The organism is Umezawaea sp. Da 62-37, assembly GCF_032460545.1.
In the GTDB taxonomy this organism is placed as follows: Bacteria; Actinomycetota; Actinomycetes; order Mycobacteriales; family Pseudonocardiaceae; genus Umezawaea.
Genome location: NZ_CP135965.1, coordinates 2,198,542 through 2,218,104, shown reverse-complemented (window position 1 = coordinate 2,218,104; position 19,563 = coordinate 2,198,542). Strand labels below are relative to the sequence as shown.

Genomic DNA, 19,563 nt, shown 5'->3' with positions numbered 1-19,563 from the left:
ATTAACCGCCGGAACAGGACCTCGGCGACCGCGGATCAGGCCTCCGCACGTCGAACGCCGGGCCGCCTTTTCGCACAACCGACCGTCTTGAGTGGCCCCAACACGTATTTATCACCCGTCCGGCCGCTCTGTTGCTGGTGGTAAGGCCATTCCGAATTGATGGGGGACTGGGATGAGCATCGCGGTCCACGACGTCCACGAATCCGCCGGCACGCGGGCCGACGCCCGCTCGGACCGGTTCGCCGCCCTGATCGCCGCCGACGACAGAACCGGCGTCCACGTCATCGCCGTCGCCGCCCGCACCGACCACGCCCGCACGTGCACCCTCGACGCCTACGCGCTGCTGGCGGGCGCCCACGAACTACCGGTGATCCGCGGCCGAGCCCCCGAACAGCCCGCACCGTACGGCCTGTTCACCGACGCCTTCACCCACGCGACCACCAACCCGGAACCCTTCACCCCCGTGGAACAGGACGCCAACCTCGTCCTCCGCGCCCTCTTCCACTCCCTCTCCGACCCGGCGTGGTCCCGCGACACCGACCCCCACCGCGCCGTCCGCACCACCCTCGACACCATGTCCGCCCCCACCGGCACGGTGTTCCTCCTCGACGACGTCCACCACGCCGACCCGCACTCACTCGCCCTGCTGGACCACCTGGTCCACCAAGGCCCCCGCACCCCCGTGGTCCTCGTGCTCGCCCACGACCCCCACCACCCGTCCGCCGCGCTCACCACCCTCCTAGCCGAAGCCGAACGCCACCGCCCCCTCGACACCCTCGCCCCGGTCGTCCGCCTCGTCGACACCGGCGGTCACCGCCTAACCCAACGCGAACTCACCGTCCTCCACCTGCTCGCCGAGGGCCTCACCGCCGACTCCATCGCCAGACGCCTCGACATCTCCCCGCGCACCGTCCACCGCCACCTGCAGCACCTCTACCGCAAACTCGGCACCACCGACCGCCTCGCCACCGTGCTGCACGCCAAATCACTAGGCCTACTGCCTTAGGCGCCAAAGCCGAGCGCAGAGCACCGGATGCCTTATCGGCAAAGCCGATGCCCTGTCCGAAGCGAAGCCAGGATGCCTTGTCGGCGCAGCCGATGCCCGACCGAAGCGAAGCCAGGTGCCCCGTCCTAAGGCGCAGCCCAGGATGCCTGGTCCGACGCGGAGCGAGGATGCCCTGTCGGGCGCAGCCCGATGCTGGGTTCGGCGTAGCCGAATGCTGGCGCAGCCAGACCTACCCCTGCACCCCGATTCGAAGCCATCTCTAGGCTTGACGGGGCTTGTCAAGGCATATTTCCCGCCTTGACAAGGTTCGCCAAGCCTAGAACACTCGGCGACCGGGGTAAAGCCACCTAACCCACGACGCAACCCCAGACAGCCCCCCAACCCGCCCCAAACCCGCCCGAACCCGAACCCACCTCCCAGGAACCACACCGGCCCCCGGCACGACTACCTGGAGGATGATCTCCTCCGCCGTGCCTCCCGGACCACGAAGGGCCACCTGATGAACCTCCGACGCCTAGGCGCCGCGCTGCTGCTGACCGGCCTCGCCCTGGCCGGAACCGCCACTCCCGCCCTGGCCCACGCCGAACTCCTCAGCAGCGACCCAGGAGCCGGAGCCGCCCTCTCCGCCGCGCCGACGCAGATCCAGCTCACCTTCGCCGAGCCGGTAGGCCTCCCGGACACCCCCATCACGGTGACCGGCCCCGACGGCGCGACGTGGAAGGTCGGCCAGGTCACCGTCGCGGGCGCCGTGATCACCGCACCCGTGATCCCCTCAGGCCCCTCCGGCGAGTACGTGATCGACTACAAGGTCATCTCCGACGACGGCGATGAGGTCGGCGACAAGATCCGGTTCTCCCTCATCGCCCCCGTCGCACTCCCCACCTCGTCCGCGGCGAACACCAGCACTCCCGAAGACACGACCGCGACCACCACCACGACCGCCACCAGCACCCCCGCCGCCGCACAACCCGCGGACACACCCTCCGACGACGACAGCGGCGTACCGGTATGGGTGTGGATCCTCGCCGCCGTGGTCCTCATCGGCGCGGGCGCGTTCGGCGCCACCCGACTAGGCAAGTCCAAGCCCGACCCCACGACCACCACGGACACCAAACCGGAATAGCCGAACCCTCACACCGGCCCGACGCCACTGGCGCCGGGCCGGTGCCGCACCACTCCCGACACCTCACCGCGGCGACACCAGCGGATTGACCTGCCAATGCCCGTCGACGTTGGTGGTCGGCAAGTGAGCCGTCAGCCCCCGGTCGTCGTTCACGGCGAGGAACGTGCCGCCGTCCAGCACGGCGACCGAGACGTGCCACCTGCCGTCGTGCGGCTGCTCCACGAGGTACTCCGCCACCTCGTCGCTGCCCTCGACCGGCCCGCCGAGCAGCGTGACGACCCCGTCGGCGTGCCGGTCGTTCAGCGCCGACTCGTAGGCCCGCGCCAATTCACCGGGTGACGGCGCTCCGGGCGGCGGTTCGGCGTGGATCCACAGGGCGATGAACACGACCCACCCCACCACCACGCTGAACGCGAGGAAGCGCAGCACGCGGGTGCTGGTCCGGGAGACCGGACGGGGTTCGGAGCCGATGCCGTACATGGCTCCGATCATGCCCGGCGGAGGGCCGTTCCCCAAGGCCGTCGTCAACACCCGGTGTAACCGCGCCCATGTCGGGCTTCCCTCGGAAGTGGAGTGCGGCGAACTGGTCCACGAGGGACGCCCCGTCACGCAGAGTCGGCGCGTTTCCCGTCCGGGTGGCTTCGGGGCCGATGGCGCGTGGACGTCGCGGGGACGGGTAGTCCGTCCTGGCGAGGATGTCAGTCCATTCGGGAGAGAGGTTGTCCGATGATCGACCAGAAAACGGTGGAGCGCCTGTACGAGTGCGATGTCATCGACGCGCGAGGTGACCGCATCGGGTCCGTCAAGCAGGTCTGGCTGGACGAAGCGAGCGGGCAGCCGATCTGGGCTTCCGTCCACACCGGACTGTTCGGGATGCGGGAAAGCTTCGTCCCGATCCAGGACGCGCAGGTCAAGGACAAGCACATCACCGTGCCGGTCGAGAAGCAGAAGGTGAAGGACGCCCCGGAGGTCGACGCGTCGGGCGGCAGGCTCTCCGACGCCGAGCAGGCCGACCTCTACGAGTACTACGGCATGATCCCGGCCGCCAACCGCGGCGAGCACGACCGGCTGACGCAGCGCTCCGGCAACAAGGTGACCGGGCAGGAGCGGATGGCCGGGCAGGAGCGGATGACCGAAGAGCAGCGGATGGCCGACCGGCAGCGCGCGACGGGCACGCGGGACCAGATCGGCCGTGAGCAGACGCGGACGACCGGCCAGCAGGCGCGCGACACGAGCAGGCAGAGCATGACCCGCTCCGAGGAGCAGCTCAAGGTCGGCACGGAGCAGGTCGAGGCGGGCCGCGTGCGGCTGGTCAAGCACGTCGTCACCGAGCAGCAGAACGTCACGGTGCCGGTGTCGCACGAGGAGGTGCGGGTGGTGCGCGAGCCCGTCGACCCCAACGACGCCTCCGCCCGCGGCGGCAGGGCCTTCCAGAACGAGGAGGCCGAGGTCGTGCTGCACGAGGAGCGACCGGTGGTGCAGAAGGAGACCATCGCCGTGGAGCGCGTCGGCCTCGACAAGGAGACGGTCACGGAGCAGCGGACCGTGGGCGGCGAGATCCGCAAGGAGCGGGTCGACGTCGTGGACGAGACCAGGCAGACGCCCGGCGACCGCAAGCGCTGAGGCGTTCCCGCGGGGACGGGGGCGCCCCGGAGTGCGCCGTCCCGTCCCCGCAGTGCCGGGCGGTTCGCCTACCGCCCGGCCGTGGCCGGGGTGGCTTTCGAGCCACCCCGGCCGCTTGGTCTCAGCCGGTCGGGGCGAGGCTCATCAGACCGGAGGCGTCCGGTCCGTCCGGCAGCGGAACGCCCTGGCAGCCGTCGTCGATCCGGCCCGTGGTGAAGTACGCGAGCATGTCGGCCGAGCACTCGGGGACCCGCAGCACGGACCCGTGCACGTCGTCCTCGACGGTGTAGGCCTTGCCGCCCGCCGCCGCCTTCATCTCGGCGGTCCACTCGAACACCGAGACGCTCTCATGGCGGTGTCCGACCAGCACCAGCGACCCGGTGCCGTGGCGGAGCCGGTACTCCTGGACGGGCAGCGGCCACCCCGCGCACCCGGCCGAGAACCGCAGTGCCCGGCCGGTCAGCGGATTGGCCGCGAGGCGCTGCCGGAAGTCGGCCCACGCGTGCTCGAAGTCGAGCCTGCTGGGGTCCTCGTTGCAGAAGGCGGCCTGGTTCATCGTCCGGTTCCCGGACTCGGGGGTGCCGGGCGGCGGCGGGGTCTCCGGCGGCCCCACGACGATGTCCTTGAAGATCGGCGGCGCGGTCGGACCGGTCGACTCCCGCAGCGCCTTGAGCACTTGGCCCACCATCGGCCATGCCCTGGACGGCTGTGCGGCGCTCATGGCGATGATCTCGCCGTCCACGGCCCTCGGCAGGTCGGTGTAGTGCCTGGGGTTGGCGTCGAAGTCCCGGACCAGCGCCACGACGGTGGCCCGCACCTGCTCCTGGGTGGTGCCGAGGCCGTAGGTGTCGTCGAACCGCGCGAGCCACGCCATCAGCCGGGTGGAGTCGCGCTCGGTGGCCATGGCGCGGGCGTCCTCGAAGTCGTCGATCCGGAAGTGCGGCGGTGCCACGCTGTCCAGGAACACCCGACCCGCGGTCGCGGGGAACGCGCTGCGGTAGACCGCGCCCAGCCACGTCCCCCAGGACACGCCGAGGAAGTTCATCTTCCGCTCGTGCAGGGCGCCGCGCACCAGGTCGAGGTCGCGGGCCACGTTCTCGGTGGTGAGCCGCCGGAGGAACTCGGGATCGCTGTCGCCGCAGGCCTTGTTGAACGCGACCTCCAGGTCGTACTCGGCCTTGGCCGCCTCCTTCGTGATCGGTCCGGTCGGCGGTTCCCCCTCGTGCTCGAGCGGTTCGCAGTCCACGTGGGTGCTGAGGCCGACGCCGCGCGGGTCGAAGCCGATCAGGTCGTACCGATCGCCCAGTCGCGCGGCCTCGTCGGTCGTCAGGCTGCCGATCTGCACGCCCATCAGGTACCCGCTGCCGCCCGGCCCGCCGGGGTTGACCGCGAGGCTCCCCAGCCGGTGCGCCTGGTCGACGGCCTTCAGCCTGGTGATCGCCACGTCGATCCGCCTGCCGCCGGGGGCGCGGTGGTCCAGGGGCACGCTGACCGTGCCGCACTCCATCCGGGTGAGCTGGGACCGGACCCGCGGCAGCTTCTCGTCGGGCACGCCGAGGGCGCGCAGCACGTCGTCGGAGTACGCGGGGCAGGTCTTCCAGGCGACCTCGGGTGTCGGACCGCGCCCGGTCGCGGCGGCGGGGCCGACGGCCAGCGAGGTCAGCGCCACGGCGGCGACGGCCACCGCGGAACCCTTGCGCATCAGCACTTGTCGTCTCATGCCGACAAGGCTGGCGGCGGCCGGGGCCACCGCGCGTCCGCCTGCGCGCTCATGATCACGTCTGTCCTGAGGAGTACACCGGGCCACCGATATCCGCCTTGCGACTGACGCGGGCGCACGGCGGCTGGCCCTACGCTCGCGGATCATGACGAAGCGGCTCCGCGACTGGCCATGTCTGCCCGCGGTGCTCGACGCGGTGCTGGCGCTGGTGTTCCTGCTGGTGGGCGCGGCGGCGGACCTCGGGTGGTCCGAAAGCGGTGTCCCGAATGTGGACCCGGCGGACCGGGCGGCGCTCTGGTGGGTGGCCACGGTGCTCGCCGCGGTCGCCATCGCGCTGCGCCGCCGCCTGCCGGTGCGGATGACGGCCGTCGCCGCCGCGTCCGTCATGACGCACCTGCTCCTGGGGTTGCCGCTCGAAGTCGTCGACCTGGGCGTGCTGGTCCTGCTGTACACGGTCGCGGTCCGGTACCGGCGCACCGTCTCCATCACGGTGCTGGGTGTCCTGGTGGGGCTGGCCGCCGGGTGGAGCGTGCACAACGTGCTCGTCGAGCACCGCACCGCGGGCCCGCCCGATCCCGGCCGCCGGATCGCCCCCGTCCCACCTCGCCCCGGTCAGCTCCCCCCGCCGCCCGACCCGTCCACCGGCGACCCCTCTGACGTCTTCCGCGACGAGCTGTTCGTCTGCGTCTCGGCGCTGCTCGCGGCGTGGGCGATCGGGTTCGGCACGCGCAGCCGACGGGCGCACCTCGACGAACTCCGCGCGCGGGCCCGTGAACTCGAACGCGACCGGGACCTGCAAGCGGCGTTCGCGGTGGCCGCCGAACGCGGCCGCATCAGCCGCGAGCTGCACGACGTGGTGGCGCACGGGCTGTCGGTGATGGTGATCCAGGCCCAGGGCGGCGCCGCCGCGCTGGACAGCAGGCCCGCCGACACCCGGTCCGCGCTGGACGCGATCATCCGCACGGGCCGCGACTCGCTGGCCGACATGCGCCGGGTGATCGCGGCAGTCGGCGCCGTCGAGGACACGTGGCACCCGCAGCCGGGGCTCGCCCAGCTCACCGCGCTCGTGGGTCAGGTGCGGAAGGCCGGGACACCGGTGGGGCTGGAGGTCGAGGGGACCGCCGCGCCGCTCCCGTCCACTGTGGACCTCTCGGCCTACCGGATCGTGCAGGAGGCGTTGACCAACACCATGAAGCACGCGGGCAGGGGCGCGAAGGCCGAGGTGGTGCTGTCCTACACCGACGAGGGGGTCGTGATCAGGGTGAGCGACGACGGACGCGGCCCGGACGGCGGCACCGACGGCGGCAACGGGCTGCGTGGAATGCGTGAACGGGCGAGGCTCCTCGGCGGCAGCCTCGTCGCCGAACCCGGCCCCGATGGCGGCTTCGTGGTCCTCGCCGACCTGCCGATCCGGGGGAGCGGCCGGTGATCCGGGTGCTGATCGCCGACGACCAGACCCTGGTGCGCACCGGGTTCCGGATGATCCTGGAGAACGCGGGCGACATGCGGGTCGTCGGCGAGGCCGGTGACGGCGCCGAGGCCGCGTCCGCGGCACTCGACCTGCGACCCGACGTCGTGCTCATGGACGTGCGGATGCCCGACGTCGACGGCGTCGAGGCGACCCGCCGCATCTGCGCGGGCGGCACCGGCACGCGGGTGCTGATGCTCACCACGTTCGACCTCGACGAGTACGTCTACGCCGCCATCCAGGCGGGGGCGAGCGGCTTCCTGCTCAAGGACACCCTCGCCGCCGACCTGCTGTCCGCCGTCCGGGTGGTCGCCCGCGGTGAAGCCTGCGTGGCCCCCAGCGTCACCCGCCGCCTCCTCGAACGCCACATCGGCACCGGCTCACCACCACCCGCCATGGCCCTCGACGTGCTGACCGAACGCGAACGCGAGGTGCTCGGCCTCATCGCCCGCGGCCTGTCCAACGGCGAGATCGCCACCCACCTCTTCCTCTCCGAGGGCACCGTCAAGACCCACGTCAGCCGCGTGCTGGCCAAACTCGGCCTCCGCGACCGCGTCCAGGCCGTCGTGCGGGCCTACGAATGCGGCCTGGTCCGCGTCGGGGGGTCCTAGGGCGCGCCGGCGTCACGCCCGCAGAGCCCGCAGCGCCCGCCCGTCGGTGAGCCCCACGGCCCGAGCCGCCGCCTCCATGGTCGACCCCCGCGAGATCAGGTGCTCGGCCTTCTCCAGCCGCAGCAGCTGCTGGTACCTCAGCGGCGTCATCCCGGTCGCCCGGTGGAAGTGCCGCGTCACCGTCCGCTCGCTGCACCCCAGCTCACGGGCCATCCCCACCAGCCGCAACCGCTCGGTGAACCTCTCCTCGATCAGGTCCTGCAACCGGTGCACGAGGTCGTCCACGTGGTGCCGGTGCCGCAGCAGCACGCTGGTCTGCTTCTCCTCGCCGTTGCGGCGGGTGAAGATCACCAGGGTGCGGGCGATGCGGGCCGCGGCCCCGGGCCCGTGGGCCTGGGCGATCAGGTGCAGCGCGAGGTCGATGCCGCTCGCGATGCCCGCCGACGTGGCCACCCGGCCGTCCACCACGAAGAGGACGTCGTCGACCACGTTCGCGGCCGGGTAGCGCCGGGCGAGTTCCGGACGCAGGTCGTGGTGCGTCGTGCAGCGCCTGCCGTCGAGCAGACCCGCCCGGCCCAGGATCTCGGCGCCGGCGCACACGCTGATCACCCGGCCTCCCCGCCGGTGGTGGCGGCGCAGCACGTCGAGGCTGCTCCTGCTGGCCCTGACCTTGGCCAGGCCGGTGAGCTGGGACCCCGGCACGATCACGAGGTCGGTCGGCTCCAGCTCCGGCCACGTGGTGTCGACGCGGATCGGCAGCCCCTCCGCCGTGACGATCTCCGGCTCATCGGCCACATAGGACAACCGGTACGGGAGGCCCTGGTCGATGGCGGCCTGGTAGACCTCCGCGGGGCCCGCCAGGTCGAGCAGGTACAACCGTTGCGGCAGCAGGAACACGACGTTGGTCACCGCGGAGCGTGTTCTCATGGTGGATAGATACAAGATCCATAACGAACGGTTGGAACCGGGGGTACCGACGCGGTGGATTTCAGCCCGATGTCCGTTCCGCCACCAGGGCGAAGGGGGACCTGCCGAACGTCGTGCCGTTCACCTGGAGCTCGATGGCGTGCTCACCGGAGTGGTAGACGCGGGTCGTGATGGGGCGGAACGAATGGGTGCGGGTGACCGTCAGCCGCTCACCGGGCGTCAGGGTCTTCGTGGTCAGCTTGAACACCTTGGCCGTGGTCGACCCGTTGGCCTTGCGGTGGTGGATCACGTAGTCGATCGCCAGCTTCGCGGGCGCGCCGCCGGTGTTCTCCACGGTGTAGGAGAAGCCGAGCTCACCGCCGACCGCCACGGTGTCCACCGTCAACTCCGGCCCGTCGACGACGAGACCGTCGACGGGGACGAAACCCAGCAGTGCCAGCGCGTCGGGATGACCCTGCTTGACCAGGGTGCGCAGGCCGTGGCGGACCAGCCGGAGGGTGGGCCCGTCCGGGTCGGCGCGCAGCCAGCGCGCCGCCACGCCCGCGGCGAGCGCGGGGTCGCGGCGGCTGATGTCGTTGAGGTGGTTGGCGACCGACCGCCGCACGTACTCCGACGGGTCGCGGTGCAGCGCGTCGAGCACCGGCACCGCCGCGGCCGGGTCGTCGAAGATCGCGCGGACCCGCTTCGCCCACGGCAGCAGCGGCCTGGTGCCCTCGCTGGCGAGCCTGCGCACGTGCTCGTCGGGGTGCGCCGTCCAGGTCAGCACGATCGGCAGCGCCCGACCGAGATCGGCCTCCAGCAGGCGCCGGATGCCGAACTCCGACGTCAGCCTCGGCGTCAGCTCCGCGAGCAGCGCCAGCGCCCGGTCGAACGCCCCGCCGCCACCGTCCTCCAGCGCGCGGCTGGTGGCGGCCTCGGTCACCGGCCAGATCATCCAGCCGGTGAACCCGCTGTCCGGCAGGGCTTCCCGCACCACGGCCTCGAACGCCGGGAAGCCCGCGGGCAGGTCGGTCAGCAGCGCGTCGCGCACCAGGTCGCTGCGCTCCCGCAGCCCGAGACCGTCCAACGCGGAGGCGGCGGCGAGCACCGAGGGGGTCGGCACGGCCAGGCACCGGGCGAGCCCGGTGACCGCGGCGGCGTTGAGCAGTTCGTCGGCGGTGGGCACGGAACTCCTTGCGGTATCGGGGACCCGAGTCTAGGACCGCTCTAGCTGGCGCTCGCCGCCGACAGCTCGAACCGCACCGGCTGGCCGAGGACCGCGGCGGCGAGGCGGGAGCACTCCTCGGCGGCGCGGGTGTCGCCGAGGCGGAGGTGGACCGCGGCGAGGTTGCGCAGGGTCTCGGCCTCGCTGTAGAGGTCCTGCAGGTCGCGGTGCACCTCAAGGGACTGCTTGAAGTGCAGGATCGCCCGGCCGTGGCGGCCCGCCCGGTCGTGGATGGTGCCGAGGCTGTCCTGGGCGGCGGCTTCCAGCGACCGGTTGCCCAGCTCCCGCGACATCAGCAGGGCCTGCTCGCACAGCACGACGCCCTGCTCGTGATCACCGAGGTCGCTGTGCGCGCACCCCAGGTTGTTGATGCAGTCGGCCTCCATCAGCCGGTCCCCGAGCAGCCTGCTGATCTCGTGCGCCCGCACCTCGTGCTCCAGCGCCTGCTGGCGCATGTCCTGCCTGCCGCACAGGTCCGCGATGTTCTGGTGGGTCCGCGCCTCCCCGCGCAGGTTCCCCAGCTCCACGTACAGCTCCAGGGCCGACCGGAACTGTCCGGCCGCGCGGACCAGGTTCCCCAGGTGCTTGTGGGCGTACCCGAGGCTCCGGTGCACGTAGGCCCGACCGGCCCGCTCGTCCGTGCGCCGCGTCGCGGCCAGCGCCGCCTCCTGCACGACCACCTTCTGGTGCCAGTGCCCGTTGCGGTCCAGGAACGGGTCGAACGTCCACCCGAGACGCCAGGTGTGCTCGTCGGACAGGTGCTCGGCGGACATCTCGATGGTCGCGAACACCGTGGGCGACATCGTGTTCGTCCACACCTGCGCGGCCGCTCGGTCCGCGATCGGCTCGACCACCGCGCCAGCGCCGAGCGGCGGCAGGACGATGGTCGGCCGGTGCGGGTCGATCAGGGCGGCGGCCAGGAAGGCGCTGTGCAGGTAGTGGTCCAGCACCCGTTCACGGGCCGCGCGCAGGACGTCCTCGCCGTCGACCGCCTCCGCGAGCTCGTTCGCGTAGACCCGGACGAGGTCGTGTGTGGTGTAGCGGCGCGGCGCGTACTGCGAGACCAGGTGGCCGCGCTCCAGTTCGTCGAGCAGCGGCACGGCCTTGGCGACCGGCACGCCGAGCAGGCTGGCCGCGGCGCGGACCGGGATCTCCGGGCCGGGGTGCTGGGCGAGCCGCCGGAACATCTCCGAGGCGGCCGGGCCGAGCGCCTGGTAGGACCAGGTGAACGCGGCCCGCGCGTCGATGATCGAGTCCGCGTCGGTGAAGCTGTCCAGGCTGTCCTTCGTGTCGCGCAGCGCGGCGGCGACCGCGCTCAACGGGTGCAGCGGCTGCAGCGCGGCGCGGGCCGCGACGATGGCCAGCGCCAGCGGGAGCCCCGCGCACAGCTCGATGATCTCCGACACCGCGGCCGGGTCGGAGGCCGCAGACCGGTTGCCGAGCCTGCGGGTGAGGAACTCGCGCGAATCCACCCGCGACAGCGGGTTGAGCAGCAGCGGCCGGGCGCCTTCCACGGCGACCAGCGACAACAGCTGGTTCCGGCTGGTCACCACGACGTGGCAGCCGGTCGTGCCGGGCAGCAGCGGGCGCACCTGCTCGGCGTCGCGCACGTTGTCCAGCACCACCAGGACCCGGCGTTCGGCCAGCACGCTGCGGTACAGGTTCACCTGGGCGTCGAAGCCGACCGGGATCCGCGCCGAGGGCACGCCCAGCTCGTCGAGGAACCGGCGCACCGCGTCCTCGGGCCGCACGACGTCGCCGGTGTGGTCGAACCCGCGCAGGTTCAGGTACAGCTGGCCGTCCGGGTAGAGGTGGGCGATCCGGTGCACGTACCGCACGGCCAGCGTCGTCTTGCCGACGCCCGCCATGCCCCGGATCAGCGTGACGGCCGTCGAGCCCGCCGGGTCGTCGTGCTCGGCCAGCAGGTGGTCCAGCTCGTCCTTGCGCCCGGCGAACACGGCCAGGTCGCGGGGGAGCTGGGCGGGCGTCACCGACGGCGCGGGCATCGGCGCGTCCACCAGCGGCTCGGTCTCGTACCGGACCTCCGCGGGCGGTTCGACCTCCTCGCGCAGCACCGACTCGTGCGCCGCGCGCAGCTCGGCGCCGGGATCGATGCCCAGTTCCTCGGCCAGCCTGCCGCGGATGGCGGCGTACACGTCCAGCGCGTCCGCCCGGTACCCCGCCGCGGCCAGCGCCAGGATCAGCCGGGAGTGCGACGGCTCGTCGAACGGGTGCTGCGCCGTCACCCACTGCAGCGGCACCAGCAGCGGTTTGGGCAGGTTGAAGCGCAGCGCCAGGTCGGTCGCCTCGTTCACGGCCGCCACGTGCTCGCGCTCCAGCGCCGTGAACACCGCGTGCGCCCGCACCGGCGCGGGCGTGTTCGCGGCCACCGGCCCGTCCCACAGCGCCAGCGCCTCGGAGAACGCGTGCACGGCCTGCCGGTCCGACCCGGCCGTCCGCTCGGCGCGCGCCCCGGCCATCAGGTCGCGGAAGCGCAGCAGGTCCAGCGTCGCGGCGTCGGTGGTGAACCGGTACCCGCCCGCACCCCTGATCAGCCACCTCCCGGCCTCGCGGTGGCCGAGTTCGGGTTCCAGCGCCCGCCGCAGCGCGCCGACGTACCGGTGCAGCAGGTTCACGGCGCTGCCGGGGTGGTCGGCTCCCCAGAGGGCGTCGACCAGCGACGCGACGCTCACCGGCTGCCCGCCGTGGGCGAGCAGGAGCGCGAGGACCGAACGCTGCTGGGGCGGCCCCAGTTCCACCTCGACACCGTCCAGCCAGGCGCGGAGGGGGCCGAGAACGGCCAGTCGCAGGCTGCTTCGTGCGGGTTCAGGGAACAACATCGCTCCGCCGGGGTAGGTGGCTCCCACGCAGGGGGGCACGTGGTCACACTTTAGTCATCGGTCGTCAAGTCGGACGAATTACGGTTCGCGTGCGGTGGTTGGCCTTCTCCGACACAGGAGCGGCCCGACACGCGCCGGATACGAGTAGGTGGGACAACGCTCGCCGCGCGTCTCAACGGGAGGGACCACCGGGACGAAAAGGGCAAGGGGAGGCCGTCGGGCACCGGCACGTCCGCCGGTCGTGGACGGCAGAGGCAGGGGAGAACCGTGACGTCGCGATGCAACGGGGCCGATGAGTTGGTCCGCAGGCTCTACTCCGAACACGGAGGCGCCATCCTGGCGCACACCACCATCCTGACCAGGGACAGGGGCGCGGCCGAGAACGTCACGCAGGAGACGCTGGTCCGCGCGTGGCAGCACCGCGACGCGCTGGTGAACGGCAAGGGGTCCGTGCGCGGCTGGCTGCTCACCACGGCCACCAACATCGTGATCGACCTGTCGAGACGGCGGAAGGTGCGGCCGACCGAGGTGTCGATCACACCCGACCAGACCACGTCGGCGGTCGACCACGCCAAGTCCGTCGTGGACGGTGTGGTGGTGCGCGACGCCCTCGTCCGGCTGCGGCCCGAGCACCGCGAGGTGCTCGTGGAGGTCTACCTCAAGGGCAGCAGCATGGCCGAGGCCGCCGACGTCCTCGACCTGCCGATCGGCACCGTGAAGTCCCGGTCCACCTCCGCGCGCCGGGCGATGCGGGAACTGCTGGCGGGCTAGAGCGCCCTGCGCGGGAAGGCGGGCACCTCGGCGTGCCCGGCACCGGGCACCGGCATCGGCGGGTTCACCCGGACGCCCCGCGATCCGGTCTTGCCGGGGTGCGGTCGGCGATGTTCGATGACGGGCGAACCGTTCGACCCCCGACGAGACAGGTGCGCGATGACCGACGAGTTGCGGCTGGACCCGAAGACGACCGCCGTGGTGCTGATCGAGTACCAGAACGACTTCACCAGCGAGGGCGGTGCGCTGCACGGCGCGGTCTCGGAGGTCATGGAGGGCACCGGGATGCTCGCCAACACCGTCGCCCTCGTCGACGCGGCGCGCGCGGCGGGAGCCACGATCATGCACGCGCCGATCATGTTCGCGGCCGGTTACCACGAGATCTCGGCGCACCCGTACGGCATCCTGAAGGGCGTCGTCGACGGCAACGCCTTCGTCAAGGGCGGCTGGGGCGCCGCGATCGTCGAGGACGTTGCCCCGAAGGACGGCGACATCGTCATCGAGGGCAAGCGCGGGCTCGACACGTTCGCCAGCACGAACCTCGACTTCATCCTGCGCAGCAAGGGCATCACGACGATCGTGCTCGGCGGGTTCCTGACGAACTGCTGCGTCGAGTCGACCATGCGCACCGGGTACGAGAACGGGTACCGGGTGATCACGCTGACCGACTGCACCGCGGCGACCTCGCGGGCCGAGCACGACAACGCGATCACCTACGACTACCCGATGTTCTCCCTGCCGGTGACCTCGAAGGAGGTCGTGGCAGCGCTGTCCGCCTGACCCCTGGGCCGTTAATCCGGTCGGTGACCGACTCCACGAGGGGGCTCCGGCGAAGCGCCTGACGGGCATCGCACTCGGGGTGGTCCGTGGTGTTCGCGGTCGGTCCGGCGAGTCGGGCTCGCCGGACCTGGAGGCCGTGCGCGGCTAGGCGGTCCGGCGGCGCGCGACGGGCGGGTGGCCGCCGACGCCGGGCCTGGCAGCGGGCAGCCTGGTGTAGGGCATCGGTCCACGGCCGCGGACGGGAGCGGGTACCTGCGCGGCGGACCGCAGCACGGCCAGCACGGCGGTCGCGGACGGCAGCCAGCGGCGCTCGTCGTCCGGTTCGATCAGCCAGTCCGCGCCCGCCTTCGGGGGCAGCGGCACCTGGCCGGGCGTGCGCAGGAGCACCACTCCGGGCGGCATCTGGGCCTGGCTGAACACGCAGTCGTTCGTGTCGGCCAGTGCGACGGCCTTGGGCTCGACCTCGTCGAGGAAGCCGACGACCGGGCCCTGGACGTCCATTGTGGACATCATCGAGGCGGCGAGCGGGAACCACTTGCGGGGGAACAGGAAGCCGGCCACGCCGTGCGTCAGGGACAGCGACGGGGCACCGTCGACCAGTTGCACGTCCCAGCCCATCCGGGTCCGGTACCAGGTCAGCGCCCGCACCATGTCGGACGCCCGGTCGTTGCGGCGCAACGGAACGCGTGACATCAGGGGTGCCTCCTCGGTTGGGTCCGCACCGAGTTGAGCACAGTACCCGGCGGTTGTGGTCGAACTCTGCCCGAAAGGCCCACGCGCACTGCCCCCGTGTCAACAGCTGCGTGACCGATGTGACCAAAAGCATGGGCCGACCGGCCCCGGAACCGTGCGGTTCCGGGGCAGGGACGCGTCAGTTCGCCTTGTAGAAGAAGTAGGTCGCGCTGTAGAAGACGTTCTTGAACGCCTTGTTGGCCGGGTCGCACGTCCCGGCGGGGGCGACGCCGCCGATGGTGTTGAGGCGGTGCACGAACGTCACGTCGGCGAACACGCCGGTGCCCGACGTGTCGAGCGCCGAGAGGCGCAGCAGCGGGACCGCGCCGTCGCGGGAGGCCGTGCTGACCGCGCCGCCGCCGTGCACCCGGCTGTGGTCCTTGTTGGACTGCCAGTACGGGCCCGCGGGGAGGTTCGCGTCGACGCCGCCGAAGTGGACGGCGGTGTCGCCGTTGCCGCTGAGCCATGCTTTGGGGGCGTGCAGCGTCCACGTGCCCGCGGTGCCGCACTCGTAGACCTGGAAACCGATCGCGTCGTAGCGCGAGGTCACGTGGTTGCCGTCGGGGACCGCGATCTCCGCGGGCACCGACGGCGGCGCGAGTGCGGGTGCGGCCTGCGCGGTGGCGGGCGCCATCGCGAGCACGCCGCCTGCCACCGCGACGGCGGCGGCCGCGAACCTGGTGCTGGTACGACGAGCGGAAGTCATCAGCGATTCTCCAAGGGTGGGGTGATCGATCGCCGACAACATAGGTGCACTTCCGGTCCACCGGTCGTCATCGGACCGTGATCAGGGGTCCTTCTGGCGAGATGACGCCACGAACGCGTCTCGACGAGTCTTCGGGACGCCGATCATCCGTACCCCTCCTGGGACCCTGCCTTCCACGCAGTTCTCCCACCTGGGCTTTTCCCCGTTTTCGATGCACAACCGGGCCGCTTTCGCGCTGACTAGTTGACCCGATACGCTCATCTGGTCAACTATGGGAGGCGTGATGGTGGGTGGACGGGTGCGGACGGACGACGTCGAGGGGCGTCGGGCCCGCGCGGACGCGGTGCTGGGCGCGGCGGCCGACCTGATCGGGCGGTGGGGGTACGACAAGACCACCATCGACGACATCGCGCGGACCGCGGGCATCGCCAAGGGGACGGTCTACCTGCACTGGAAGACCAAGGACGAGGTGTTCGTGGCGGTCCTGCGCCGCGAGCGCGTCCTCATGCTCGAAGCCGTGCGCGACAGCCTCCTCGCGGAGTCGGCGCCGGGCCCGCGCGCGGTGTTCCGGCACCTGGCCGCGGGGCTGATCGGTCGTCCCCTGATGCGCGCGGTGCTCCTCAACGAACTGGCAGTCCTGGGCAGGCTGGCGCTCCGGCTGCGGTCGGGGACGACGTGGCGCAGTTCGTTCACCGACTTCCTCGACACGCTGCGAGAGCACGGCGCGATCGGCGACGACCGGGACGAGCGAGGACAGTTGGCGCTGGTCAACGCCGCGTTCATCGGCGTGCTCACCACGGCGTCGCTGATGCCCGAGCACCCGCGCCTGTCCGCCGACGAGCAGGCCGACCTGATCGCCGACGTGGTCGACCGGACGTTGGGTCTCGGCGCGGGCGTCGACCCGGCCGCGCTGTCCCGCGCGACCACCGCGTACTTCGACGCCGCGCACACCGTCGCGCGGCGGAAACTGGCGGAGGCCACCGGTCTTGCTGATAGGGGGAACGCGTGAGCGCGACAGTGCTGGCCATGGCCGACCTGGCCGCCGACCTGGCCGCGGTGGGCGGTAAGGGCGAGTCGCTGGCGAAGCTCACCGCCGCCGGACTGCCCGTGCCGCCCGGTTTCCACGTCACCACCGCCGCGTACCGGGAGTTCCTGGCCGCCAACCACCTGACCGCGGCGGTCGTCGGCGCGTCCGAGCGCGAGGTGGCCGACCTGTTCGCCGCCGCGCCACTCCCGCCGGACGTCGCCACCGCCGTCGCCGACGCCTACGCCGACCTGGGCGGGGGAGCGGTCGCGGTCCGGTCGTCGGCGACGGCGGAGGACCTGCCGGACGCCTCGTTCGCGGGCCAGCAGGACACGTTCCTCGACGTCAGCGGCACCTCCGAGGTGCTCGACGCGGTCAAGCGCTGCTGGGCGTCGCTGTGGACCGAGCGGGCCGTCCACTACCGCGCCCGCCACGCCATCGCACCCGACGACGTGGCTATCGCCGTCGTCGTCCAGCGGATGGTGCCCGCGACGGCCGCCGGGGTGCTGTTCACCGCGGACCCGGTGACCGGCGTGCGGGACCGGCTCGTCATCAACGCCGTTCGCGGCCTGGGCGAGGCGCTGGTCTCCGGGGCCGCCGACCCCCAGGTCGTCGTGCTCGACGACCACGGGATCACCGAACGGCGGGGTGACGCCGTGCTGTCCGACGACATCGCGCTGGAACTGGCGGGACTCGGCCGTCGGATCGAAAAGCTGTACGGGTGGCCCGTGGACGTCGAGTGGGCCGTGTGCGGCGACGAGGTGTCCATCGTGCAGGCGCGGCCGATCACGGTCACCGCGCACGAGGAGTGGAACAGCAGCCTCGACGGCGACTACCTGTGGACCTGCGCGAACCTCGGTGAGGCCATCCCGAGCGTGATGACGCCCGCGACCTGGTCGCTGGTGCGGATCTTCATGTCCGAGGTCATGTCGGTCCCCGTCCTGGGCGGGCACCGGATGGACGGCAACATCGGCGGCCGGTTCTACCTGAACCTCAGCCTCACCATGGCCGCGGGCTCGGCACTCGGCCTCGAGGGTTTCGTGCGCCGCGCCAGCGAGCAGGCGTTCGGCCGCATCCCGTCCGATGTGGACGTTCCCCGACTTCCCCTGTCCCGAGGGCAGGTCCTGCGGGACGTGGTGCCCACCGCCGTGCGGTTCCTGCGCCGCCTCCGGCCGTACCAGAAGGACTTGTCCGCGCAGGTGGAGGGCGCGCGCCTGCGTTCCGACGACGCGCGGGCGCGCATCGCGGGGATCACCGAGCCCGCGGCGCTCAAGCGGCTGTGGCACGCGGACGTCGACCCGCTGCTGCGCGACACCAGCCGCATGTTGGCCGCGGGCGCCCGGCTCGACGGGGCCGGCCTGGTCCGCATCCGCCCGTGGCTGCTCGAACTTGTCGACGAGGCTGACGCGAACGCGCTGCTCACCGGCCTGCACACCACCGCGGGACCATTGGCGAGCCTCGGCCCCGTGATCGGGCTCGACCGGCTGGCGCGCGGCGACATCACCCGCGGCGACATCACCCGCGACGAGTTCATCCGCGACTGGGGCCACCGCTGCCCCGACGAGTTCGAGGTGTCCGTACCCCGCCCGGTGGAGGACCCCGCGTGGCTCGACCGGGAGGTCGAGGCCGTGCGCGACTCGCGGACCGACGTGCGGACGCTGTTGGCCCGGCAGCAGGAGACCCGCGCCGCCGCCGCCGACCGCTTCCGCGCCCGACACCCGCGCAAGGTCCGCACGCTGGAACGGCGGATGGCGCGCGCCGCCGTCGCCGCTCGCGGCCGTGAGGCGGGCCGCTCCGAGGTCATCCGCGCGTTCTGGGTGCTGCGCGCGTTCCTCGTCCGCGCGGGCGAGCTGACCGGCGTGGGCGACGACGTGTTCTTCCTGTCCGTGGACGAGGTGCTGGCACTGCTCGACGGCGACCGCACCGCGCTCGACCGGGTGGCCGCCCGCCGCGAGACCCACCGCCGCTACGCCGCGCTACCGCCGTACCCGACCCTGGTGCGGGGGCACTTCGACCCGTTCCGCTGGGCCGCGGACCCCGACCGCCGCTCCGACGTGTTCGACGAGACGCGGGACGCGGCACCTCTCGGCGACGCCGTCACCGGATTCGCGGGCGCGGCCGGGATCGTGGAAGGCGTGGTCCGCGTGCTGACCTCCGTCGCGGACGGCACGGCGCTGAAAACGGGCGAGATCCTGGTGACAACGGTGACCAACATCGGCTGGACCCCGCTTTTCCCCCGCGTGGCCGCCGTCGTCACCGACATCGGCGCCCCTCTGTCGCACGCCGCGATCGTCGCCCGCGAACTCGGCATCCCGGCGGTGGTCGGCACCGGCAACGCGACCACCAGGCTGCGCACCGGCGACCGCGTCCGGGTCGACGGCGGGCGGGGCACGGTCGAGGTGCTGACACCCCGGGCGTGACTACTCCTCCTTGCGGGCGCGGCGCAGTTCCCCGACGGCCCAGTCCGCCCACTCCCGCTGCATGGCCGAGTACCGCAGGGCCCACTCCAGGGCGAGCCTGCCGTAGATCACCAGGTCGCCGTCCTGAGGGTCGAGCTGCCTGTCGATCTCCTGCATGCCCGCGCGCATCTCGACGGCCGCGGTAGCGCGGTCGCGCAGGTAGTCCTCGGCCTGCTCCGGCGTGAGCAGGCCGAGGAAGAACACCCTCAGCAGCATCTCGCTGCGCCGGGTGGGCGCGGGCTTCGTCTCGCTGAGCCAGTGCCGCAGCTCGGCCGTCCCCTCGGCGGTGATCGAGTACTCCTTGCGCCCGCGGGGCCCCTCGGCGGCGACGGTGACCAGGCCCGCGTCCGCGAGCTTGCCCAGTTCCCCGTAGAGCTGGCTCTGGGTGGCGGGCCAGACGTTGGCCAGCGACTCGCCGAACGTCTGCAGCAGGTCGTACCCGCTGGCCGGACCGAACGACAGCAGACCGAGGGTCGCGTGTTTCAGGCTCACGGCCTCACCATACTCCACTGTTGACATGTCTGTGCAGGAAGTTCTACCTTCCACCTGTCACTACTGACAGGTGAACG

General features: G+C 72.1%; 17 protein-coding genes. 9 read left to right on the top strand and 8 right to left on the bottom strand.

The genetic code is table 11. The features are described from left to right. Positions 1–172: 172 nt before the first annotated feature. Positions 173–1,006: a helix-turn-helix transcriptional regulator gene (locus tag RM788_RS09565; protein ID WP_315931212.1), complete on the top strand. Its 834-nt coding sequence runs from the start codon at positions 173–175 to the stop codon at positions 1,004–1,006. Between the two features lie 499 nt (positions 1,007–1,505). Further along, a complete protein-coding gene (locus RM788_RS09560; protein WP_315931211.1) occupies positions 1,506–2,129 on the top strand; it encodes a copper resistance CopC family protein in 624 nt (207 codons plus the stop codon). Positions 2,130–2,192: 63 nt separating this feature from the next. Here the strand turns inward: RM788_RS09560 and RM788_RS09555 are convergent, their stop codons facing one another. After that, the gene (locus RM788_RS09555) at positions 2,193–2,609 is read right to left on the bottom strand and encodes a hypothetical protein (protein ID WP_315931210.1); all 417 of its coding nucleotides are present in this window, start codon (positions 2,607–2,609) and stop codon (positions 2,193–2,195) included. A gap of 246 nt (positions 2,610–2,855) precedes the next feature. On the opposite strand from RM788_RS09555, the gene RM788_RS09550 reads away from it, so the two are divergent. Beyond that, the gene (locus RM788_RS09550; RefSeq protein ID WP_315931209.1) at positions 2,856–3,752 is read left to right on the top strand and encodes a DUF2382 domain-containing protein; all 897 of its coding nucleotides are present in this window, start codon (positions 2,856–2,858) and stop codon (positions 3,750–3,752) included. A gap of 121 nt (positions 3,753–3,873) precedes the next feature. On the opposite strand, the gene RM788_RS09545 is transcribed toward RM788_RS09550, so the two are convergent. Beyond that, positions 3,874–5,472 carry an alpha/beta fold hydrolase gene (locus RM788_RS09545; RefSeq protein ID WP_315931208.1) on the bottom strand — a complete coding sequence of 533 codons (1,599 nt, stop codon included), beginning with the start codon at positions 5,470–5,472 and terminating at the stop codon, positions 3,874–3,876. Positions 5,473–5,617: 145 nt separating this feature from the next. On the opposite strand from RM788_RS09545, the gene RM788_RS09540 reads away from it, so the two are divergent. Then, positions 5,618–6,901, top strand: coding sequence for a sensor histidine kinase (locus RM788_RS09540; protein WP_315931207.1), 1,284 nt, complete (start codon positions 5,618–5,620; stop codon positions 6,899–6,901). Further along, entirely contained in the window at positions 6,898–7,551 is a 654-nt protein-coding gene (locus tag RM788_RS09535; RefSeq protein ID WP_315931206.1) for a response regulator, read from the top strand. The genes RM788_RS09540 and RM788_RS09535 overlap by 4 nt, the downstream gene beginning before the upstream one ends. A gap of 12 nt (positions 7,552–7,563) precedes the next feature. Here RM788_RS09535 and RM788_RS09530 read toward each other — a convergent pair whose 3' ends face one another. The 3 genes from RM788_RS09530 to RM788_RS09520 form a co-directional block, all read right to left on the bottom strand. Then, positions 7,564–8,478: a GlxA family transcriptional regulator gene (locus RM788_RS09530; protein WP_315931205.1), complete on the bottom strand. Its 915-nt coding sequence runs from the start codon at positions 8,476–8,478 to the stop codon at positions 7,564–7,566. Positions 8,479–8,539: 61 nt separating this feature from the next. Continuing rightward, positions 8,540–9,643: a DNA alkylation repair protein gene (locus tag RM788_RS09525; protein ID WP_315931204.1), complete on the bottom strand. Its 1,104-nt coding sequence runs from the start codon at positions 9,641–9,643 to the stop codon at positions 8,540–8,542. A gap of 41 nt (positions 9,644–9,684) precedes the next feature. Further along, positions 9,685–12,522: an AfsR/SARP family transcriptional regulator gene (locus RM788_RS09520; RefSeq protein WP_315931203.1), complete on the bottom strand. Its 2,838-nt coding sequence runs from the start codon at positions 12,520–12,522 to the stop codon at positions 9,685–9,687. Between the two features lie 267 nt (positions 12,523–12,789). Between RM788_RS09520 and RM788_RS09515 the strand changes: the two genes are divergently transcribed. Together RM788_RS09515 and RM788_RS09510 are read left to right on the top strand one after the other, a co-directional pair. Continuing rightward, positions 12,790–13,293, top strand: a complete 504-nt coding sequence (locus RM788_RS09515) for a sigma-70 family RNA polymerase sigma factor (RefSeq protein ID WP_315931202.1) — start codon at positions 12,790–12,792, stop codon at positions 13,291–13,293. A gap of 159 nt (positions 13,294–13,452) precedes the next feature. Continuing rightward, positions 13,453–14,073: a cysteine hydrolase family protein gene (locus tag RM788_RS09510; protein ID WP_315931201.1), complete on the top strand. Its 621-nt coding sequence runs from the start codon at positions 13,453–13,455 to the stop codon at positions 14,071–14,073. A 144-nt stretch (positions 14,074–14,217) separates the two neighbouring features. Here the strand turns inward: RM788_RS09510 and RM788_RS09505 are convergent, their stop codons facing one another. After that, positions 14,218–14,766 (bottom strand): hypothetical protein, encoded by a 549-nt coding sequence (locus RM788_RS09505; RefSeq protein ID WP_315931200.1) that lies wholly within the window; start codon positions 14,764–14,766, stop codon positions 14,218–14,220. A 178-nt stretch (positions 14,767–14,944) separates the two neighbouring features. Further along, positions 14,945–15,511, bottom strand: a complete 567-nt coding sequence (locus tag RM788_RS09500) for a DUF3455 domain-containing protein (protein ID WP_315931199.1) — start codon at positions 15,509–15,511, stop codon at positions 14,945–14,947. A gap of 283 nt (positions 15,512–15,794) precedes the next feature. Between RM788_RS09500 and RM788_RS09495 the strand changes: the two genes are divergently transcribed. Continuing rightward, positions 15,795–16,520: a TetR/AcrR family transcriptional regulator gene (locus RM788_RS09495; protein WP_315931198.1), complete on the top strand. Its 726-nt coding sequence runs from the start codon at positions 15,795–15,797 to the stop codon at positions 16,518–16,520. After that, positions 16,517–18,955 carry a PEP/pyruvate-binding domain-containing protein gene (locus RM788_RS09490; protein ID WP_315931197.1) on the top strand — a complete coding sequence of 813 codons (2,439 nt, stop codon included), beginning with the start codon at positions 16,517–16,519 and terminating at the stop codon, positions 18,953–18,955. Before RM788_RS09495 ends, RM788_RS09490 begins: the two co-directional genes overlap by 4 nt. Here the strand turns inward: RM788_RS09490 and RM788_RS09485 are convergent, their stop codons facing one another. Beyond that, positions 18,956–19,486: a PadR family transcriptional regulator gene (locus RM788_RS09485; RefSeq protein WP_315931196.1), complete on the bottom strand. Its 531-nt coding sequence runs from the start codon at positions 19,484–19,486 to the stop codon at positions 18,956–18,958. Positions 19,487–19,563 lie beyond the last annotated feature (77 nt).